The sequence below is a fragment of the Moorena sp. genome (genome assembly GCF_982860115.1).
Map to the genome: position 1 here is coordinate 12,741 of NZ_CEYLVT010000079.1, position 16,879 is coordinate 29,619.

Below are 16,879 nucleotides of genomic sequence, written 5' to 3' on the forward strand. Positions count from 1 at the left end.
TAAAGCATTTTTTTATGGAAAAATATAATAATTTGACTATCAATAAATTAGGGAGACTTATCTAATTAATAAGAAATACTAATTAAATAATCCTTAGAAAAGTGCTAATTTTTTTTTATTAAAAAAGTTTTATAAAGTGATCAATACACCATCATAAAAATGAATACAGTCTCAGATTTAATAACGCGACCTAATTGCCCTTACTGCAACTGTGAGCGAACAGTTAAAAAGCGATGCATGAAGACATGGAAGCACTCATAATAAAAAGCAAAAATACCTCTGTAAAAACTGTAAGAAGCAGTTTATAAAAAATCCGACGAAAAAGCCGATACCCTTGTCGAAAAAAAAGATAATAGATGACCTCTTGCTTGAAAAAATATCTTTGGCTGGCATTGCACGATCAGTTGGAGTTTCAAAAACATGGCTCCAAAATTACGTGCTTTTTTTCGTTACCAGTCAGGCTGGGTTTATAGACGGGGATTTTATACATTTTTATTAACGCTATTTAATGAAATATATTTATTTGGTTTTACTCAACATCAACCAAAGGCAAAGAAAATAATATTTGCTGTACTTCATCCCAAGTAAGATAAGATAAATTTCCTTGTTCATCACGAGATTCACGAAACTGACTTGCTATATATCCTTCTTCTACAGTCAGTTCCTTAATACAACTTGGTTTTAAATCTCGACGGACAAAAAAAGCATTATTCCCAGCACTATTAGAGCCCACAAATGCATATCCTTTGGTTTTACCCAATTTATAAAGCGCTTTTAGAGAAGCTCCAACATACAGCATAGAATAATGAGCTTCAGAACGCACAAAGGATGGATCATAAGGAATTGTGACAGCTTTGTCTTTCCCAAATTTAGAGTTATATTCAATAATCACTATGGCTGGGTTGACAACCTCAATAGCTTGCCATACCCAATAATCATTACCATCAATATCAATTGACAGAATTCCTATTTCTCCTTTTATGCCATTTTCAGCAATAATATTATTAATATTATCTTGATCAATGAAGGCATGAACAGCTTTTAAATTATGCTGCCAATATATGGTATCTTTCTTAATAGAGCATATATTTTCAGAACTTCCATCAATAACTAAGCCCGCCCAATTATCATTGACAAGAAGAAATTTTGTATTAGATTCTGTATAATTTTCAACTCCGAACTCGATAAATATTTTATTAGGGATTTCAATATGTCTTAGCAGCATCTGAATGATGCCATCTTCTCCCCATTGTGAAAAGACTCGAAATTCGTTATCTATCAAGTTTAATTTATCTAGGTATTCCAATTGACGAGATTCTATTCTACCTAAAGCTTGTTGAATTTTGGCTAATTTAGTTTGTATTGAAAGAATTTGATTAAATATTTTTTTTAAAAAAATAAGTTTTGATTTAAGTTTATTGAAAGCATTCATGTCTATTTATTAGTGAAATATTACAGCTAATTATTTCCAAATAAAATCGGTTCTTCAGTACCTGCTATGCTAAATTTCCAGTTAAAAAAACTCAAAAATCTGACTGTGTAAGGGTTATGAGGCTATTTAACTAATCAAATTTTCTGAATACTGCCTCTTCCCCCTGCTCCCTTTGCCAAAGTAAGGTTATCTTTCTAATTTTTTAACAACTTTTTCCGGATTACCAGTAACAATTGAAAACGCTGGAACATCTTTAGTCACAACCGATCCCGCTGCAATAATTGCACCTTTGCCAATTTTTACCCGTTTCAAAACTATTGAGTTAAACCCAATCCACACATCATCCTCAATCAGGATAGGAGACGAAATAATATCTACATTATTTTCTTTGGGATGACCACTATAAAAAAAAATAAAATATGTTAAATCAAGACTATATTACCTATTTAAACCGATTCAAATCACCAAATCATAGAACCTTTTTCTAAGTATTTTTTTTTAGTATTAATATTTTTTATACATTATAAAAAACAAGCAATTATCCTATTAAAACTAAATTTTATTCAACTTAAATTTGCTGAGGTTTGCTACACAGATTGTCAACTTTAGCAGTGGGACAGACAAAGTTGAACATAATAATTGATATAAGCATTCTCTTTGAAAGGTTTATCTCGTCTAATTCCTGACTATAGGCAACATACTTGGCAAAAAATATATTAAATATAGCATAGTCATAAAAAAAAAACATTTTTAATTCATTTTTATAGATTTTAATTAGCTTTATTGGCGTTTATTTAATTAAAAAATATTGGCAAACTCGACTCTAGGAAAAACATCTAGCATTCCACCCTTTGTAGCATTATAAATTTGACAACCATTTAAATTTAAGTATTCTCTCATCAATCTATATTCAAGCCAAAGATGATAATACCCTTGAAACCAACGCTCTTGTGTGACTCCTTTTAAATGTTCTACATCACTTACAGTATCTTCATCTTTGTAGAAATGACGATTAGTAATTTGACTGGTATTATTTAAATAATCATGGTCACATCCGAGTAAGTAGATTTGCTTGCAACCCATATAAAATGCTATCTGAATAGCAGTATAGATTACAGTTCTGACTCCAAACGGACATTTACATATATCCCAAATATTAGATTGTTTATAGTTAATTTTATTTAATTGTTTGCTCAAACAATAATTCAAAAAATAGATATTTTTTATTTTTTCTTCGGGATATTGTTTGAGGAAGTTTAATACAGAAAATTTATAAGGTCTGTATCCAAAAAAATAAATCATTTCATCTGAATAATAGTTATTAAATCCCTTAAAATAATGGTAATATTTATCAAATGTAAAAGGGGGGTGATTTGGAGGTATTACATGATATTGTGGATTAATTTTTTTGATATCTTTATGCATAAAAAAACTACTAACAGCAATACACAGCTCCCCTTTTAACAAACTAAGATCTTGTTCTGTTATAGATGGCCCTGTAGCTAAAATAAAACAACGCTCACCATGATGTTTATTCTTAAATAAAGAATTTTTTTTAGCAAGAGATTTTATTTCAGTTAGATATGGATCGGTTTTTCTTATAATTATGTTTTGGTATATTTCTAGTATAGTATTTTTAATCCCTGGAGGTAACGTCCAATAAGCAACTGGTTTTAAATGATTTTTAATACTCATAGATACTGATAAATTAATTAATTTAGGATGTAATTAGAAAATATTTTCTAAGCGCTCAAGCCCAACCCAAAAACCCTCACCCTCATTCTTATGTCCTTGCCAAATTTCTGGAATAAATGAAGCCTTTGGCGCTGTTTTTTCTAAATTATCTGCTAATGCAGGAAAATCAATATCACCTTCGCCAATGTGCAATCCTTCACCGTCTACCCCTTCTGCATCAGCAATGTGTAAATGAGATGTTAATGGTCCAACTTGATCAATAAACTCTTTGAATGACCATTTGTGATTATTACAAGCAAGTTTAGAGTGAGAAATATCTAAACAAACTCGATAGCCATATTTATGACAAAACTCAGCGGTATCTTTGGGATCGACAAATAAGTTATGATAACGTTGACCACCAAAATGCCAGGGAAAGGGAGGCATAGTTTGAGGAATTATTTCAACACCTTCTGCATCAAGTTGAGATAAACTTTTAAGCAGTAGTTCGTATAATTCACTCCGTTGAGATGGATGCAATGGTGCGTCTACGGTAAAACCACCTACATTGGTGACGATACAAGGTTGAGTTGCGCGTTTAAAGAAAGGTTTAAGGGCGCGGGTAATATCAATGACTCGTTGCAGTTCTCGGATAGAATGCTGACGGTACTTATCATCCTGGGAGCATAAGTCTAACACATGATCTCCAGCAAATAATTCTGGGCTATGAACTACTACATCCAAATCTAGTGGTTGGTCAAAGTATTGATAAATATCTTGCTCTAAATCCTTGTAGCTGAGGTGAAACTCTAGTAAGTCTGGATTTGTTTTTGCCAAGATATTCTTGAAATCATGGTAGCGAACAGGAATACCCCAAGGACGCTTAAACTTATAATCACGGGCTTGAATTTGCTCTCGTTTTAAGTCGCTAGGGAAGAAAAAGTCACCCGCTTTAAATGGTCTTTTGGTTAATTGTCCAATAAGTTCAGTTTTGCGGTTTGGCTGCAAACCTTTACCAGGACTTTTGACTTCAATCATTTCGGCTGTAATAACTTGTCCTGCTTCCAGGTCGCAGTTTATTACTAAACTTTTAGCTAAAGTCTCGCGATTGATGAGTTCTCCTTGGCTGAGTCTACGTTCTTTTGCATTACCCAAAGCCTCTTCGACTTGACGAATACCCCGCACCATTGCTTTAAACTCTTGTGGTAACAAGCTTACTTTGTGGTCGTTACCTTCCATTGATTTATCAACGGTAAAGTGTTTTTCAATTACCTTTGCACCTTTAGCAACTGCTGCAATTGCTATGTTTATATCACGTTCGTGACCCGAATAACCAACTGGGCGATCACCAATTTCTTTGAGGCGTTCTAAATAATTCAGATTTACGTCCTTGAAGGGAGCGGGATAGGTAGAATTACAGTGGAGCAGCACGTAGATAGCACCCAAGCGCTGCAACAAATTTACGGCTTCAGTAATTTCCACTTCCGTTGACATACCAGTGGAGCAAATTAATGGCTTCCCAGTCTTAGCCAGTGCTGCGAGTAAGTCATGATTTGTCAAATCAGCCGAAGCTACTTTATAGGCTTGCATTCCATATTCTTCTAAGAATGCTAGACTTTCCAAATCCCAGGGAGTACACAGTGGTAAAATATGACGTTGTTTGCAGTAGTCAAAAGCAGCAAACATTTCCTCCGGACTGAGTTGGAACCGAGAAAGTAAATCTAAAGTGTATTGGGAACCTAAATCTTCACTAGCATCATTAGCATTACCAGCGTTACGGTAGAGAGCTTTCATACTCCGCATCTGAAATTTAGCACAATCAGCCCCTGCTTCTACTGCTAAGTCAATCAGTTTTTTTGCTAATTCTAAACTACCGTTGTGGTTGTTACCAATTTCTGCAATTATGAATGCTTGTGATTCCCCATCAATGGTAAAATCACCAATTTGAATAACACCAGGTCGCTTTCTAGCAATAGCAACTAAGTGGTGATTTTTATCTACCAGAGGAACAAATTCGATTTTTTCAGAAAAGTAGGACTGAATCTTTTCTAGTTCGTCTTGAAAATAAGCAAATTTGAAGTTTTTATTGGTAATATTATAAACAGGTTGGTTTAATTGAATAGTATTTTGATTTACCAACCACCGTCGAAAATCACCATCAGTTAATATACCTTCAATAATACCCGATTCAGTAACGGAGAAAATAACCCGACTTTTATTGTCGCTAATTTTTTTCAGTGCGTTGATGATACTGTCTTCAGTAAAAACAATATATTTAGCAATATTTTTGTCAATTAGCATGTATTTAAAATAAATCCTAAATTTATTGTTTAACTACGTAGCAAGGAGTCATACAGAAGGGAAATTTTTGAATTTTTATATTTTGGCTAGCAAAATACTCATCAACAGCCTTAGTTTCACCAGGAAAAACTCCATAGTCATCTAAGATTAAAACTCCTCCCGTTACAATTCTTGGAAAAAGACGTTCTAAAATTACAACTGCTGGTTCATATATATCCGTATCTAGATTTAGTAAAGATATTTTTAATTCTGGATGCTGCTCTAAGTAATCAGGTACAGTCTGTAGAATATCTCCTTCTATAAGTTCTACATTTTTTTCAATTTTTTTATTATCTAAAACACTTAATAACTGCTCTTTTGAAATACTTTCTTCTCCAGCATTTTTTATAAATTTATGTCTGGGATATTTGTCTTGATCAAATTGGGTTTCGGGAAATGTACCAAAAGTATCAAAACCAATTATTTTTTTCGAGTATGGATTACCAAATAAATCCCTAAAGCTTGCAAATCTAACTAAAGAAGTACCTTTGAAAACTCCACATTCCACTATTGCACCAGGCACATTTCGAACCATTTTATACAATTCGTAGTGTGCTAATAGTTTACCTATTCTTGTTGGATCGCAGGATAAATAAAAGTTATTTTCGTAGTCAAAAGCATGACTAAAGTCAGGTAAATTAATCATTTTATTGTACTTTATAAATTTGTATTCGTCAGTAATTTTTTATTTGCTTAACTATTTAAGCTTGAATAAATAATACTTAGCAAGCATTACATTTATATTATATCAGCAATTTTCAGAATTTGTTTCAGCTTTTCCACATCAACATAAATATCACTATCGCCTTGATGAGGATCTACATACTCAGCAGGAGCATTACCCTCTCCTATTAAATAATAATATGACAGACCTAAATGATTTGACATAGCATAATAGCAAATATTAATATAATTTGGAGAAAATATTTCTATAACTTTAGTCCCTTCGTTGCAAAATGCAAGATTAGTTAACCCAGCTCCATGAGGAGCTACAATAATCTCTGCTACTGAAAATAATTTTACTTGCTCAGCTATAGACATGGATTCTAAAGTTAACATAGTAAAATTTAAAGATTTCAGGAGACTAATTAGTTTATTTTCATTTGTAATTCGACGACGACTAGCTTGACTCCGAGAGATGTAAATTCGAGAAGATAAATTTTTTAGACTAATAGCCTGATTAACTAGTGGATTATCTAGGAAACTTTTCCTAATAAAATCAACACAAAATTTAGGAAGTTGTTGCGGAACTGATGGAACAATTAGCTGATCTGCTTTAATATGAGGATAACGATTACTATCGACAAGCTTTTCTTCAGGAATATTTAAATATCTTAAGGTTTCTTTCTGAAAGGGTAAGGCTTGACTATTAACAATGAAATAGTCTATTTTTTCGTTGAAAGTTTTACAACTATTCAAAATACCAATGCGGGGTAAAACCTGCATCATCCAGTGAAAATATCCTTCCCCACCGGATGTTGATAAAACAGCGACTTTTCCATTTAATCTTGAAACAGATGGTAGTCTTACTTGAAATAAAGCTGGATGATCGCTTAATCTTCCTCCCACAAATTGGGATACCTCTCCTAGTAGTTTATCGTCTTGAGTAATGATCGCACCCATAGAACCCCAAACTCGACCACCAGGAACAATTGCAGTGAATAATGGAGGTGCTTGACGCTTGTAATTAGTACGAAATTTCCAATGAACGATTTCATCTATAGTTTCGGGCTTTGAGGAGTGAATTATATGAGCTGGATATACCTCAAAATCAGAATTTAATATAAATTTTTTTGCTGATTCATGCAATCCTTTAGGTGGACCAATAAACTCAGAACTCACAGGTAATTTTCTAATAAAAATAGCCAAAATTTTACTGATATTAACCAAGAGATTTTTGACTAAAACTTGAAATTTTATAATCATAAATTACTTGTAAAAAATAAGTCTTAAGATTGATTTAAAATAGACTCTAAAATTTTAAAATCCGTTTTAGAATCTATTTCCAAAGCTTCTGTTTCGCTCATTAAAAACAGAGATATTTTTCCACCCAAACGATTACTAAATTCTTTGATAACCCATGGTTTAAAAATGTAAATTGATCCATTTTCTACATATTGTGGATTCATATCCTGACGACGCGGACGGTAGCGATAGTCATAATTAATTGATTTAGCTACTCCATTAACTTCTTCCCAAAAAAATTTGTGGGAAGGAGAAACTGATAATAAAGAATCGGCATTTTCCCTCTGAATTTTGTTAATAGCATTGTCAATATGTGCACCTGTTCTAATCGGAGAAGTACATTGTAAAAATACAATTAAGTCTGGATAAATACCGTTTTTTTCAATTTCGTAAGCCGCGTGAATAAGAGCAGATTCTGATGAAGCTTTATCTCCAGCTAAGTGGTCAGGACGGCGAATGATTTCGGCTCCATAATTCCTGGAAACTTCTGCAATTTCTGCGTCGTCTGTGGAAACATAAATTTTATCAATTAGTTTAGATTCTTTAGCATCTAAAATTGAATGAGCAATTAAAGGTTTATCTCCTAATTGGCGTACATTCTTGCGTGGAACGCCTTTAGAACCACCACGAGCAGGTATTATTGCTAGTATTTCCACAATAAAATTCTTTGAATTAATATTATTATCTTGTTTTTTTTTACTCAGTACCTGGTATGCTAAATTTCAAGTTAAAAAACTCATAAAGCTTACTCTACAAAGGTTTTGATGCTATTTAATTAACAAAATTTTATAAATACTGTCTCTTTTCACTGCTCCCTGCTCCCTTTGCCAACGTGTAAATTTAGCATAACAAGTACGGAAGAGCCTGTTTTATTATGACTATTATTAAATAATAAAAATCACAAAATGTCAATTAATATTGTTAACTATTTATGCCAAAATAGTTAACAAGTAAAATACAAAAATGAAGCTGAAAGTCTTTATTAAAGTAATTTTCATTATTTTAAATCTCAATCGCTATTTTACGGATAATTAAGCCAACCTAATGATCTTATTATTTTCTAAATTTTTTTGATATCAAATAGCGGATATAACTAGGGTCAAAATAAAACAAACCTAGTGAATATCTAAGTTCTGTTAAATAAATATATACTAATATATAGTACCATTCTTTTTGCAATCTAGATATAGAAAAATTGCTCTTGCTATTGTTGTTTTTTCTATATAATGCTCTAATATTGTTATCTCCTTTAACTAATTCAAAACCAACTTTTTGTAAAATAAAACTTAAACTTGATAATGAGAAGTGATAAAGATGTGCATTTTGAAAAAACAATAATGGATTAACATAAGTTTTATGAATTTTAAATATACCAGGAACCTCAATATATAGATATCCTTGATCAGTGATTGAATTATATATCTTCTCAAGTTCTTGAAGAGGATTTGAAAAATGTTCTAGAACATGGCTAAGAATTATAAGATCGGCTTTTCCATATTTATCTAAAGATTTTATATCTCCATGTTCTAGAGTGAGACCTATGCTTTTGCCACGATTCAAATATTGACTTCCTAAATCACAACCAAATACCTTACATCCTACCTTTTTAAAAGGAGTTAGTGTTCCCCCTGCTCCACAACCTACATCAAATATTGTTAGATTTTCATTGAACTTGAGATTTGGCTTTAGGAAATCCATAATTAATCTGCCATGAATTTCTTGTTCCTCAAAAAACTGATCTGGCACTTGAGAATTGCCAACATAAATAGAACGGTAGTCTTGATCGTAAAATTTTGATAAACTCGACTCATCTAATCTTGGACTTGTCCGCAGTATCCCGCATGATTTACACAAGTATGTTGACACTGACAAACAATAGCGATCGCGCTCAGTTAAACAAATACCTTCTGAATCACCACATAGGCAAGAAACATTCTCAAATGTATATATTTTTTTATTAACTTTTCTTTGAAATTCAACAAGAGAATTATGTTGAATTTCACTAAGTTTTACCTGTGGACTATCACAAAGAAAGAACCTACGAAGTAAAATTTTGTTTAGTGTATTAATTATCTTCATTTTAGAATGACTAGATGTTTTAGGCATAGTTCCAAGGAGTGGATAATCAAAATAATCCCGAGTGTCGAGAACCCTCTTTTAGAGTCCCAAAGTTACCTATGATAAAATATCTCATAACCTTTCTAGAGCTACTCCCTTAAGCTGCAACCTGGCTACTTTGCAACTTCCAATAGCGGGCATAACGCTCACCTTTATGCAGAAGCGACTTATGGGTACCATGCTCCACAACCTCTCCCCGCTCTAGCACCAAAATCTGATCAGCCTCAGCAATGGTCGAAAGTCGGTGGGCGATCACAATCACTGTTCGTTCCTTCTGGAACTGTTCCAATGCCTGCTGAATCAACTTCTCTGATTCACTATCTAAGGCACTGGTCGCTTCATCCAAAATTAAAATCTCTGGCTCCTTAATTAATGCCCGTGCCAGAGCTAATCGTTGCCGCTGTCCACCCGAGAGTTTATAGCCCCGCTCACCCACCACCGTTTCGTATCCATCAGGCAACGCTAAAATAAAGGTGTGGGCTTGGGCTGCTTTAGCGGCTTCCACCACCTCATCTAAGGTTGCTGACGGACGACCGTAACGCAAATTCTCTAAAATACTGTCATTAAAAATAAACGTATCTTGACTGACCACCCCAATATCCCGTCGCCAATCTTCCAAGCGATAGTCTGCTAGAGGACGGCCATTGACTAGAATATGTCCTGCCGTTGGTTGATACAGCCCGATGAACAAATCCACAATCGAAGACTTACCTGCCCCCGACTCCCCGACTAAGGCAGTTACTTTCTTTCGAGGCAGAGTAAAGGTGAGATTCTTGAGGGCAAAATTATCATCGTTACTATAGGAAAGGCTGACAGACTTAAACTCAATATCTTCCCTTAGCCCAGTAAACGGCTCCGTGCCCGAGTGCTCAAATACCTTATCCCGCTGGTCTAAAATCGTCTCTAACCGTACCATCCGGGCGCTGTTATCCACAAGAAATGTAATCGCGGTTGAAGTTCCTTTCAACCGCCCCGATAACCGTTGCAAGGCCAGCAAAAAGGTCAACAACAGGGGTAGGATTGTCGCCGTACCCCCTTCAAATAGTACTGCGGAACCCGCCAAAATTCCCAGAGCTACCATAGGCAAGGTCTCTAAAATTGGCTCCGGCAGGAAAAAGACCACTGCCCGCTTTTTTAGTTGTTTCTCGATTTTACCTAATAGCTGATTTGCCCCCGTTAGTGTATGTGGCTGGGTACCAAAGGTATGCAACAACCTCAAGGCTTGGATGCTCTGAGTAATATACTTAACCGACTCGACCTGGCTTGCCGTCACCCGCTTTACCACTCGTCTTAATCGGGGAATTAGCTTGTACTGCACATAAGACACCGCCAGAATCAGTACTGTTGCCGCCCCTGCCAACATTGGGGATAGGCGCACGATAATAACCAGGTAAACTAAGGAGAATGACAGACCCATCAACAGACCGTTGAAGTATGTGATCTGCAGATCCACTGCCAAAGCTGCATCATTGGCAAAAAATACTAGGTCACCGACCTTATAGCGGCTGACACAGCCATAGCTAAAGGTCATAATCCGTTCAAACACTTTCCCCGTCACATAGGGCTGTGCTTTGGCCGATAGGTAAGCTGCCGATACCTTATTGATATAGTTACTGACACTTAAGCCAATTTGCAGCACCACTGCCCCAAAGATTAATACTAAAAACATTTGCTCTGGTGGCAAAGGCAGAATCTTAGCAAGGGTTTGAGCTATTCTTGGATTAGTTGCTGTGTCTGTTCCAGGGTCATCAGTCCCGGTTAGGTAACCAATGGCTAGATAAATAACACCTAGGGTGCTGCCCTCTAGGACGGCACTGATTAGATTAGTAACCAGGTTAATCCCAATCAGCCACCAGTTTTTCCGGGCTGTTTCCTCGACCAGACGATAGGCTGGCGATCGGAAATTAGGAATAAGTTTTTTCAGTTTTGTCACAATTACTATCGGGTTTTTATTTTAAATGTAAATCTATAATTGATGAGTAAAGGGAATAGGGAATAGGGCACAGGGTAAGCTGCTACGCAGCTTATTGAGTAGTCGATCTGAAATGTTTTGTCAGTCAACCAGGCTGAATGCTTACATCAAAATAGATTCCACTGCGGCAAAATAGAATCTTTGTTAACAAACTTGTTAGCTGCAAACACCACTTGTTCCTCGGGAGCATAATGATTACTGCTAAGCCATGTACCCCACCAGTAATAGGAGCTATTCGTGATGATATGATGGCGACACTGCGTCAGCAGCCAAAATGTTTGCAGGGTTCCTTCATAGCCATCATCGCCAGTGACAAAAGTCACATCACCTTTCAAGTCCAATTGGTCTAGAACAGGCGATCTATGGGTGCAGAAGATGAAAAAATGGCAGGATGGCTGCTTATCAGTCATGGCTGAAATTGCCTGATTGATTGATTCAACTAACTTTATGTGAGGATTAGCTACATTTATTGCTGGGTTTTTAATTTCCTCATACAACCGCAGCCCTAGTGCGACAGAATTGACACTCCGTATCCTGTTACCAAGTTCAAAGAAATGTGGGTCAGAAGGAATGGGTGGTGACAGTTCTTGCTTAATCAATGATTCATGCTCGGCGAAATATTTCCCACTCTGCCAATACCCTATCATCCAGCAAGATGCCTCACTTTGATGCTCAAAAATTTTTGGCAAAAACTCGTTTTGAGTCTCATTAATAAATACACCGTACCAATGTTTATTTATTTCCCTAGGCGTAACTTTTCTAAGCTTGCTAGAGAAACGATCAATCCAAAATGGCAGTCGTTCTATCTGTGTAGCTTCTCGTGCATTAATGGGGAAAGCACCAAGTTCATAATGCCGGTTGTATTGAAAATCCCTCACGAATCCAGACCAGGTGTCAAGCACCAACTGCATATCATTTCGTTCTGCAATAGAACGAGCAGTAGCATATTGAAACATCTGATTCCCAAGACCACCCATTAGTTGAACAATCAATTTGGGCTTTGTATTACACAATTTCATAGCGTTAAAGAGTTTCGCTCAATCCAAGCTTCAAAAATTTCAGAGAATATGGGGTTTAAATCTCGGGTAATTTGCCAGTTGGGATAATGGGCTTCCATCTTCTTGGAAAGATCGCTGTAATAAACGATAGGGAGCAGGGAATAGGGAATCAGGGTACAGTGGCGAAAAATTATGCCCCAGATAAGTTAGACTGTTAGGGAATAGAGGCTTTTAAAATCTTTAGCATATACCTCGTGTCCATGCTGGCTCGTTTGATTATTTGGGGGAGCATGTCAAATTTGCATAACAAATGTACTAAAATGACTGATAACTGCTACTGAAGCCCTGAAAACACTATAGTTCGAGGGTTTGTAGTTCAAGTGTTATTACAAAATTGACCTGCTCCCCTATTTAGTGCCAGGCTTGGCGGTTGAGTTCGTTTATATTTTTCGTGAACATGATAATTTTAATTTTTAATTATTGACTGGTTTTGATAAAAGTGAAAATACCAAGGTTATAATCAGCTTGTGCCAGTTCCATTAGAGTTTGCTTATTTGGTTGCACTTGGCTCACCGCGCCACCTCTACCGATAATTGTTAGTTCCTGCAACTGCAACCTATTAGCCTCAGCGCAACGAATTATCGTGCCTGGTTCAAAAACATGATTGGCATTGAATTCCACACGTTCCTGCCCGATCGGGGTAGAAAGGTAAAATCGCCCACCTGGTTTGAGGAGGTGCGCCATATTGGCAATACCCCGCTCATACCCTTTTGGATCAATAGGATCCCCATAGCGACCTAGCCCGAAGTGTTCGAGTGCATGTAAACAGGAGAGGGAGTCACAACACTCGCCCGCAGAATCCGTTGCCACCGGCTGCATTAAGTCTGCCTGTTTGAAGACAACCCCTGAAATATGGGTAGTGATGGGGCGCACATCGAACACTTCAATTTCACGAAAACTGGCCACATGAGCAACAAAGCCGTCTAAACGCGAGCCGACATCCACATGCCGCTGCGGCTTAGCCTCAAAAATCCATCGCGCTACCAAGAGGTCCTGCCAGAAATACTCACTCTTGGTACTCCCGCCTTCCTGGAACCGGTCGTGTAAGCAGGGCATCAGCGTTAATTTGCCAAAATAGCCCTTGCGAAACCGCCACCAATCCCTCAAAAACCATAAGATAGCGCGCAAGGAAAGCAGAAAAAGGCGCGGGTCTAATCCGAACTGCCTTAGCAGCCAATGAAGTTTAATGATTGTAGCTCGTAGTTTCATTCGAGTTAGTATCTAAAGTAGAAATGAATTGTTCTAATTTTGGTAGAATTTAGAGGCATAGAATAATAGCCAGTCATTAGCTAATGAAGAATAACATAAACTTCAGGGTAAACGCATCTAAATTTTTATCAATATTTACAGTTAAAAAGTAAACAATAGTATCAAAAATCTAGAATTACCCTGTTTATTCTCAATAAGCTAAACTTATTCTCAATTCTTGGCTGTGTTATCCTTGGTAGATTTGAGATTACTCTACATTATTATTTCGTACGTAATCTAAATTTGATTCTTGTTTGAAGTCAGCGGAATGTTAACTGTGAACAAAAAAAACTGCTTTAGGATGGGATTTATTCGAATTTCACGAAAAATTGAGTTAATCATTGTTTGGTCTGTTACTATTTATACCAAATTAGATACGTTTACTCTGGATGACAGCATTTGTCGTCCGGTTATCAAAACAAGCAATCATTTCACCTATCCACCTAATGATCGTCTTTTTACTTTTAGGAAAATACCGGTATGCTACTGACAACCAATCTGCTAATTTTAATAAACCCAAAGCCCAATTTTGCGTTGACTCAAAGATTAATCGAAGCTTTTCTTTAAGTTCATGCATCTTCCCTAACACTGGTAGGGTAGCTTTCACAGACTACAGCAATTGTGCCAACAAAATTTGTCTGAACTTTTGTAAATTAATCGTCGTTGGATTTTCCATTACAATCAGGGCAAACGTGCTATTGAGCTTGCCCTGTCTAGTTTTCAATCCCCTTTGTCGCCCTGCTAGGTCCATCCTTTAGCATTCAAGCAGATAACTTCTACTCTTTTTCTAGTTCTTTTTGGACAATTACTATCATGTTTTAACTCTAATAACTCTTGGATTTATAACTCACTTAGACGGATTTTTAATTGAGCTGGCATTATCCGTTCTGTATTTTTTTAACTACTTTTATAGTTTACACTTAATTACGCCCACCTACTAAGTAGAGGGCTTAAAGACAAAGCTCCCTGGCACGAAGGAAATAGATAAACTAAAGCAATGTCGCTTAAGACTGAGCTTCCAGTTCAGCACAGAGTTAGGCATTTGATACGGCTATAAAGTTCGTTGTCCTAAATTGCTCATCAATTTCTTGGTATGATCCGATAGGATACAAGTATCCTGAAGGAGTAATCCTAAAGATTTTAAAATTGATTTCACTAAAAAAATACCAAAAGTCTTGGAAAAATGTTCGTGTGTCTATATTGCATCCACCAAATTCAAAAGTAACGATGTCGATACACTTGGCTGCAAACATTTTTTTTGCGCCAGCGAGTGCATCGAGTTCATGCCCTTCAATATCAATCTTTAATAGATTAATGTGGCTTATCCCATTTTCTGAACAGTAGTTATCAATCGTATTGATTTCTATATTTTCTGCTTTGCTAAAATCGATACTAAAGTGTTCCAGCTTTCTTTTTGTAAGAGAGGCAAGACCTGAACCGACATTATCATAGTGTAATACTGCCTCACCTTTTTCTTTACCTATACCAATATTATTCAGTTTAATGCGTTTATCTTCTTTGGAAGAATCAATAAGAATTTTAAAAGTTTCGTGACCAGGTTCAAAGCAGTAAATTGATAAGTCATCGACTGCAATATTCTCAAGAATGAGCTTAAGGAATTGCCCTTTATTTGAACCAACATCAAAAATGCAATATGGTGGTTTTAGTCTATTTTTGAGAACATGAAATATAGCTTGTTCACCACTGGATAAGACTCCGGCACCAGAGCCTATTCCCATTAAGTATTGTGAAATACTCACATTTTTTTTCAATAAATTTTGAATGAAGCGGCTCCCTGATACTTTGATTAAAGTACTTTTTAGCATTGACATGTAACTTTTTTTCCTTGAATGGCTAACGTTAAAAGGGTCTCTTGGGTTTTTGGTATATAACGTAATATTTATTACATTTTTTGGGTAATCAGTTCATGAATATTCATCTAGATACTCTGATAAATTTACCCAAGGTTACGGTAGAAATCTGTCGTTATGTAGACGATTATGTCTATCTTAATTTATGCTGTTTAAATCCTAAAATTTCTTTTCAAGATTATCATAAATATACTGATAAAAACCATCAAAATAGACCTATCTTGATTCGCGATTTACCCATCTCAGGTAAAGCCACATACTTGAAAATTCCTCGCCGACAATTTTACTGTCAACATTGTGGACATTATTCCACAGAAAATTTATAATTTGTGGCCTCACATCGTCGCCATACTAAACGATACGAGCAGACTATTTATCAGAGATTTGCTACTTCTAATACCAAATCCGCTTGCCACACCCCCTTTATAAAAAATCGACTAAATCGTTTTATTCGATCAATCTATAGCTGTTTGGATAAGGGGGTTATGGGAACAGGATTTGGTATAAATTCCCTTATTCTCCAAGAATTCCAACAAATTCTCGCAAAGCCACACTAGAACCAAACTGCCAAGCCCTATTAATGTATTGGGGAATTGTCTCTTTGACCGGGAAATTTGGAAAAATGTGGCTGGTTTGAACCTCTAAATAGCGATCGCTTTCAAATCGATAGATATGAATTGTGTCGGCTTTGTAAATCCAAACTTCTGGAACAGCTAGGGGAATGTAGTCGTTAATATCAGTAATGGAAGTCAGGTCAATTTCTAGGGCGAGGTCTGGAGGTGGATCTTGGCTCAAGTCTAGTCTTCGCTTTCCTAAAATTGCTTGATAATTTTCGATGTAGAAACAAGCATCTGGCTCCACTCCAGGCATCCCAGCTTTCCGAAGGGTAATCGGATCAAAGCCCTGCCAATCTCTTCCTTGATGTTGTAGCAGTGCTTTAACTAAGTCAGCCAATATATCAGCTTGGTTACCATGTTCAGGAAAAGGAGCCATGAGCAAAATCTGATTATCTCGAAATCGCATGCGAATACTAGCCCGGTCACCAAGCTTTACCAAAAGCTGCTCATAGTCTTCCCAAGTTCCTGGAAACCGCAATTGAGTTCCAGGAGCTAGATCAATAGTGGTTGGAGTGATTGTGGGCAACATATGGCAAAGGGAACAGGGAACAGGGTGTGGGGTGTGGGGTGTGGGGTGTGGGGTG

14 protein-coding genes and 2 pseudogenes are annotated in these 16,879 nt (G+C 36.3%); 2 read left to right on the forward strand and 14 right to left on the reverse strand.

What is annotated here, in order from left to right:
• Positions 1-247 precede the first annotated feature (247 nt).
• A pseudogene (locus tag AC4II3_RS15340) lies at positions 248-499 on the forward strand (transposase); the annotation flags it as partial.
• A gap of 30 nt (positions 500-529) precedes the next feature.
• Here AC4II3_RS15340 and AC4II3_RS15345 read toward each other — a convergent pair.
• From AC4II3_RS15345 to AC4II3_RS15405, 13 genes and pseudogenes are all read right to left on the reverse strand, one after another.
• On the reverse strand, positions 530-1,432 hold the full coding sequence (locus AC4II3_RS15345) for a hypothetical protein (RefSeq protein WP_488007508.1): 903 nt from the start codon (positions 1,430-1,432) through the stop codon (positions 530-532).
• Positions 1,433-1,618: 186 nt separating this feature from the next.
• A pseudogene (locus AC4II3_RS15350) lies at positions 1,619-1,813 on the reverse strand (DapH/DapD/GlmU-related protein); the annotation flags it as partial.
• A gap of 417 nt (positions 1,814-2,230) precedes the next feature.
• Complete coding sequence (locus tag AC4II3_RS15355; protein WP_488007510.1) at positions 2,231-3,127, reverse strand: 6-hydroxymethylpterin diphosphokinase MptE-like protein; 897 nt, start codon at positions 3,125-3,127, stop codon at positions 2,231-2,233.
• A 33-nt stretch (positions 3,128-3,160) separates the two neighbouring features.
• Complete coding sequence (locus tag AC4II3_RS15360) at positions 3,161-5,407, reverse strand: N-acetylneuraminate synthase family protein (RefSeq protein ID WP_488007512.1); 2,247 nt, start codon at positions 5,405-5,407, stop codon at positions 3,161-3,163.
• A 22-nt stretch (positions 5,408-5,429) separates the two neighbouring features.
• Positions 5,430-6,092: a TylF/MycF/NovP-related O-methyltransferase gene (locus AC4II3_RS15365; protein ID WP_488007514.1), complete on the reverse strand. Its 663-nt coding sequence runs from the start codon at positions 6,090-6,092 to the stop codon at positions 5,430-5,432.
• Positions 6,093-6,184: 92 nt separating this feature from the next.
• Complete coding sequence (locus tag AC4II3_RS15370; protein WP_488007516.1) at positions 6,185-7,372, reverse strand: glycosyltransferase family 61 protein; 1,188 nt, start codon at positions 7,370-7,372, stop codon at positions 6,185-6,187.
• A 23-nt stretch (positions 7,373-7,395) separates the two neighbouring features.
• Positions 7,396-8,067: an acylneuraminate cytidylyltransferase family protein gene (locus AC4II3_RS15375; RefSeq protein WP_488007518.1), complete on the reverse strand. Its 672-nt coding sequence runs from the start codon at positions 8,065-8,067 to the stop codon at positions 7,396-7,398.
• Between the two features lie 397 nt (positions 8,068-8,464).
• Positions 8,465-9,517, reverse strand: a complete 1,053-nt coding sequence (locus AC4II3_RS15380) for a class I SAM-dependent methyltransferase (protein WP_488007520.1) — start codon at positions 9,515-9,517, stop codon at positions 8,465-8,467.
• 109 nt (positions 9,518-9,626) lie between these two features.
• Positions 9,627-11,462 carry an ABC transporter ATP-binding protein gene (locus AC4II3_RS15385; protein WP_488029265.1) on the reverse strand — a complete coding sequence of 612 codons (1,836 nt, stop codon included), beginning with the start codon at positions 11,460-11,462 and terminating at the stop codon, positions 9,627-9,629.
• 146 nt (positions 11,463-11,608) lie between these two features.
• A complete protein-coding gene (locus tag AC4II3_RS15390) occupies positions 11,609-12,520 on the reverse strand; it encodes an alpha-1,2-fucosyltransferase (RefSeq protein WP_488029266.1) in 912 nt (303 codons plus the stop codon).
• 456 nt (positions 12,521-12,976) lie between these two features.
• Complete coding sequence (locus AC4II3_RS15395; protein WP_488016161.1) at positions 12,977-13,768, reverse strand: DUF268 domain-containing protein; 792 nt, start codon at positions 13,766-13,768, stop codon at positions 12,977-12,979.
• A gap of 409 nt (positions 13,769-14,177) precedes the next feature.
• Positions 14,178-14,384 carry a transposase gene (locus AC4II3_RS15400; protein WP_488016165.1) on the reverse strand — a complete coding sequence of 69 codons (207 nt, stop codon included), beginning with the start codon at positions 14,382-14,384 and terminating at the stop codon, positions 14,178-14,180.
• 457 nt (positions 14,385-14,841) lie between these two features.
• Positions 14,842-15,639, reverse strand: a complete 798-nt coding sequence (locus AC4II3_RS15405) for an FkbM family methyltransferase (protein ID WP_488016159.1) — start codon at positions 15,637-15,639, stop codon at positions 14,842-14,844.
• 95 nt (positions 15,640-15,734) lie between these two features.
• Between AC4II3_RS15405 and AC4II3_RS15410 the strand changes: the two genes are divergently transcribed.
• Positions 15,735-16,004, forward strand: a complete 270-nt coding sequence (locus tag AC4II3_RS15410; RefSeq protein WP_488016157.1) for a transposase family protein — start codon at positions 15,735-15,737, stop codon at positions 16,002-16,004.
• Positions 16,005-16,191: 187 nt separating this feature from the next.
• Here AC4II3_RS15410 and AC4II3_RS15415 read toward each other — a convergent pair.
• Positions 16,192-16,879, reverse strand: a 688-nt coding sequence (locus AC4II3_RS15415) for a Uma2 family endonuclease (RefSeq protein ID WP_490722837.1), incomplete at its 5' end; no start/stop codon positions are given.

Excerpts from the sequence above, each read along its gene's own strand:
- AC4II3_RS15355 (WP_488007510.1), bottom strand. The coding sequence starts at position 3,127 with ATGAGTATTAAAAATCATTTAAAACCAGTTGCTTATTGGACGTTACCT.
- AC4II3_RS15410 (WP_488016157.1), top strand. The coding sequence starts at position 15,735 with ATGAATATTCATCTAGATACTCTGATAAATTTACCCAAGGTTACGGTA.
- AC4II3_RS15390 (WP_488029266.1), bottom strand. The coding sequence starts at position 12,520 with ATGAAATTGTGTAATACAAAGCCCAAATTGATTGTTCAACTAATGGGT.
- AC4II3_RS15400 (WP_488016165.1), bottom strand. The coding sequence starts at position 14,384 with ATGCATGAACTTAAAGAAAAGCTTCGATTAATCTTTGAGTCAACGCAA.
- AC4II3_RS15360 (WP_488007512.1), bottom strand. The coding sequence starts at position 5,407 with ATGCTAATTGACAAAAATATTGCTAAATATATTGTTTTTACTGAAGAC.
- AC4II3_RS15395 (WP_488016161.1), bottom strand. The coding sequence starts at position 13,768 with ATGAAACTACGAGCTACAATCATTAAACTTCATTGGCTGCTAAGGCAG.
- AC4II3_RS15365 (WP_488007514.1), bottom strand. The coding sequence starts at position 6,092 with ATGATTAATTTACCTGACTTTAGTCATGCTTTTGACTACGAAAATAAC.
- AC4II3_RS15405 (WP_488016159.1), bottom strand. The coding sequence starts at position 15,639 with ATGTCAATGCTAAAAAGTACTTTAATCAAAGTATCAGGGAGCCGCTTC.
- AC4II3_RS15345 (WP_488007508.1), bottom strand. The coding sequence starts at position 1,432 with ATGAATGCTTTCAATAAACTTAAATCAAAACTTATTTTTTTAAAAAAA.
- AC4II3_RS15370 (WP_488007516.1), bottom strand. The coding sequence starts at position 7,372 with ATGATTATAAAATTTCAAGTTTTAGTCAAAAATCTCTTGGTTAATATC.
- AC4II3_RS15380 (WP_488007520.1), bottom strand. The coding sequence starts at position 9,517 with ATGCCTAAAACATCTAGTCATTCTAAAATGAAGATAATTAATACACTA.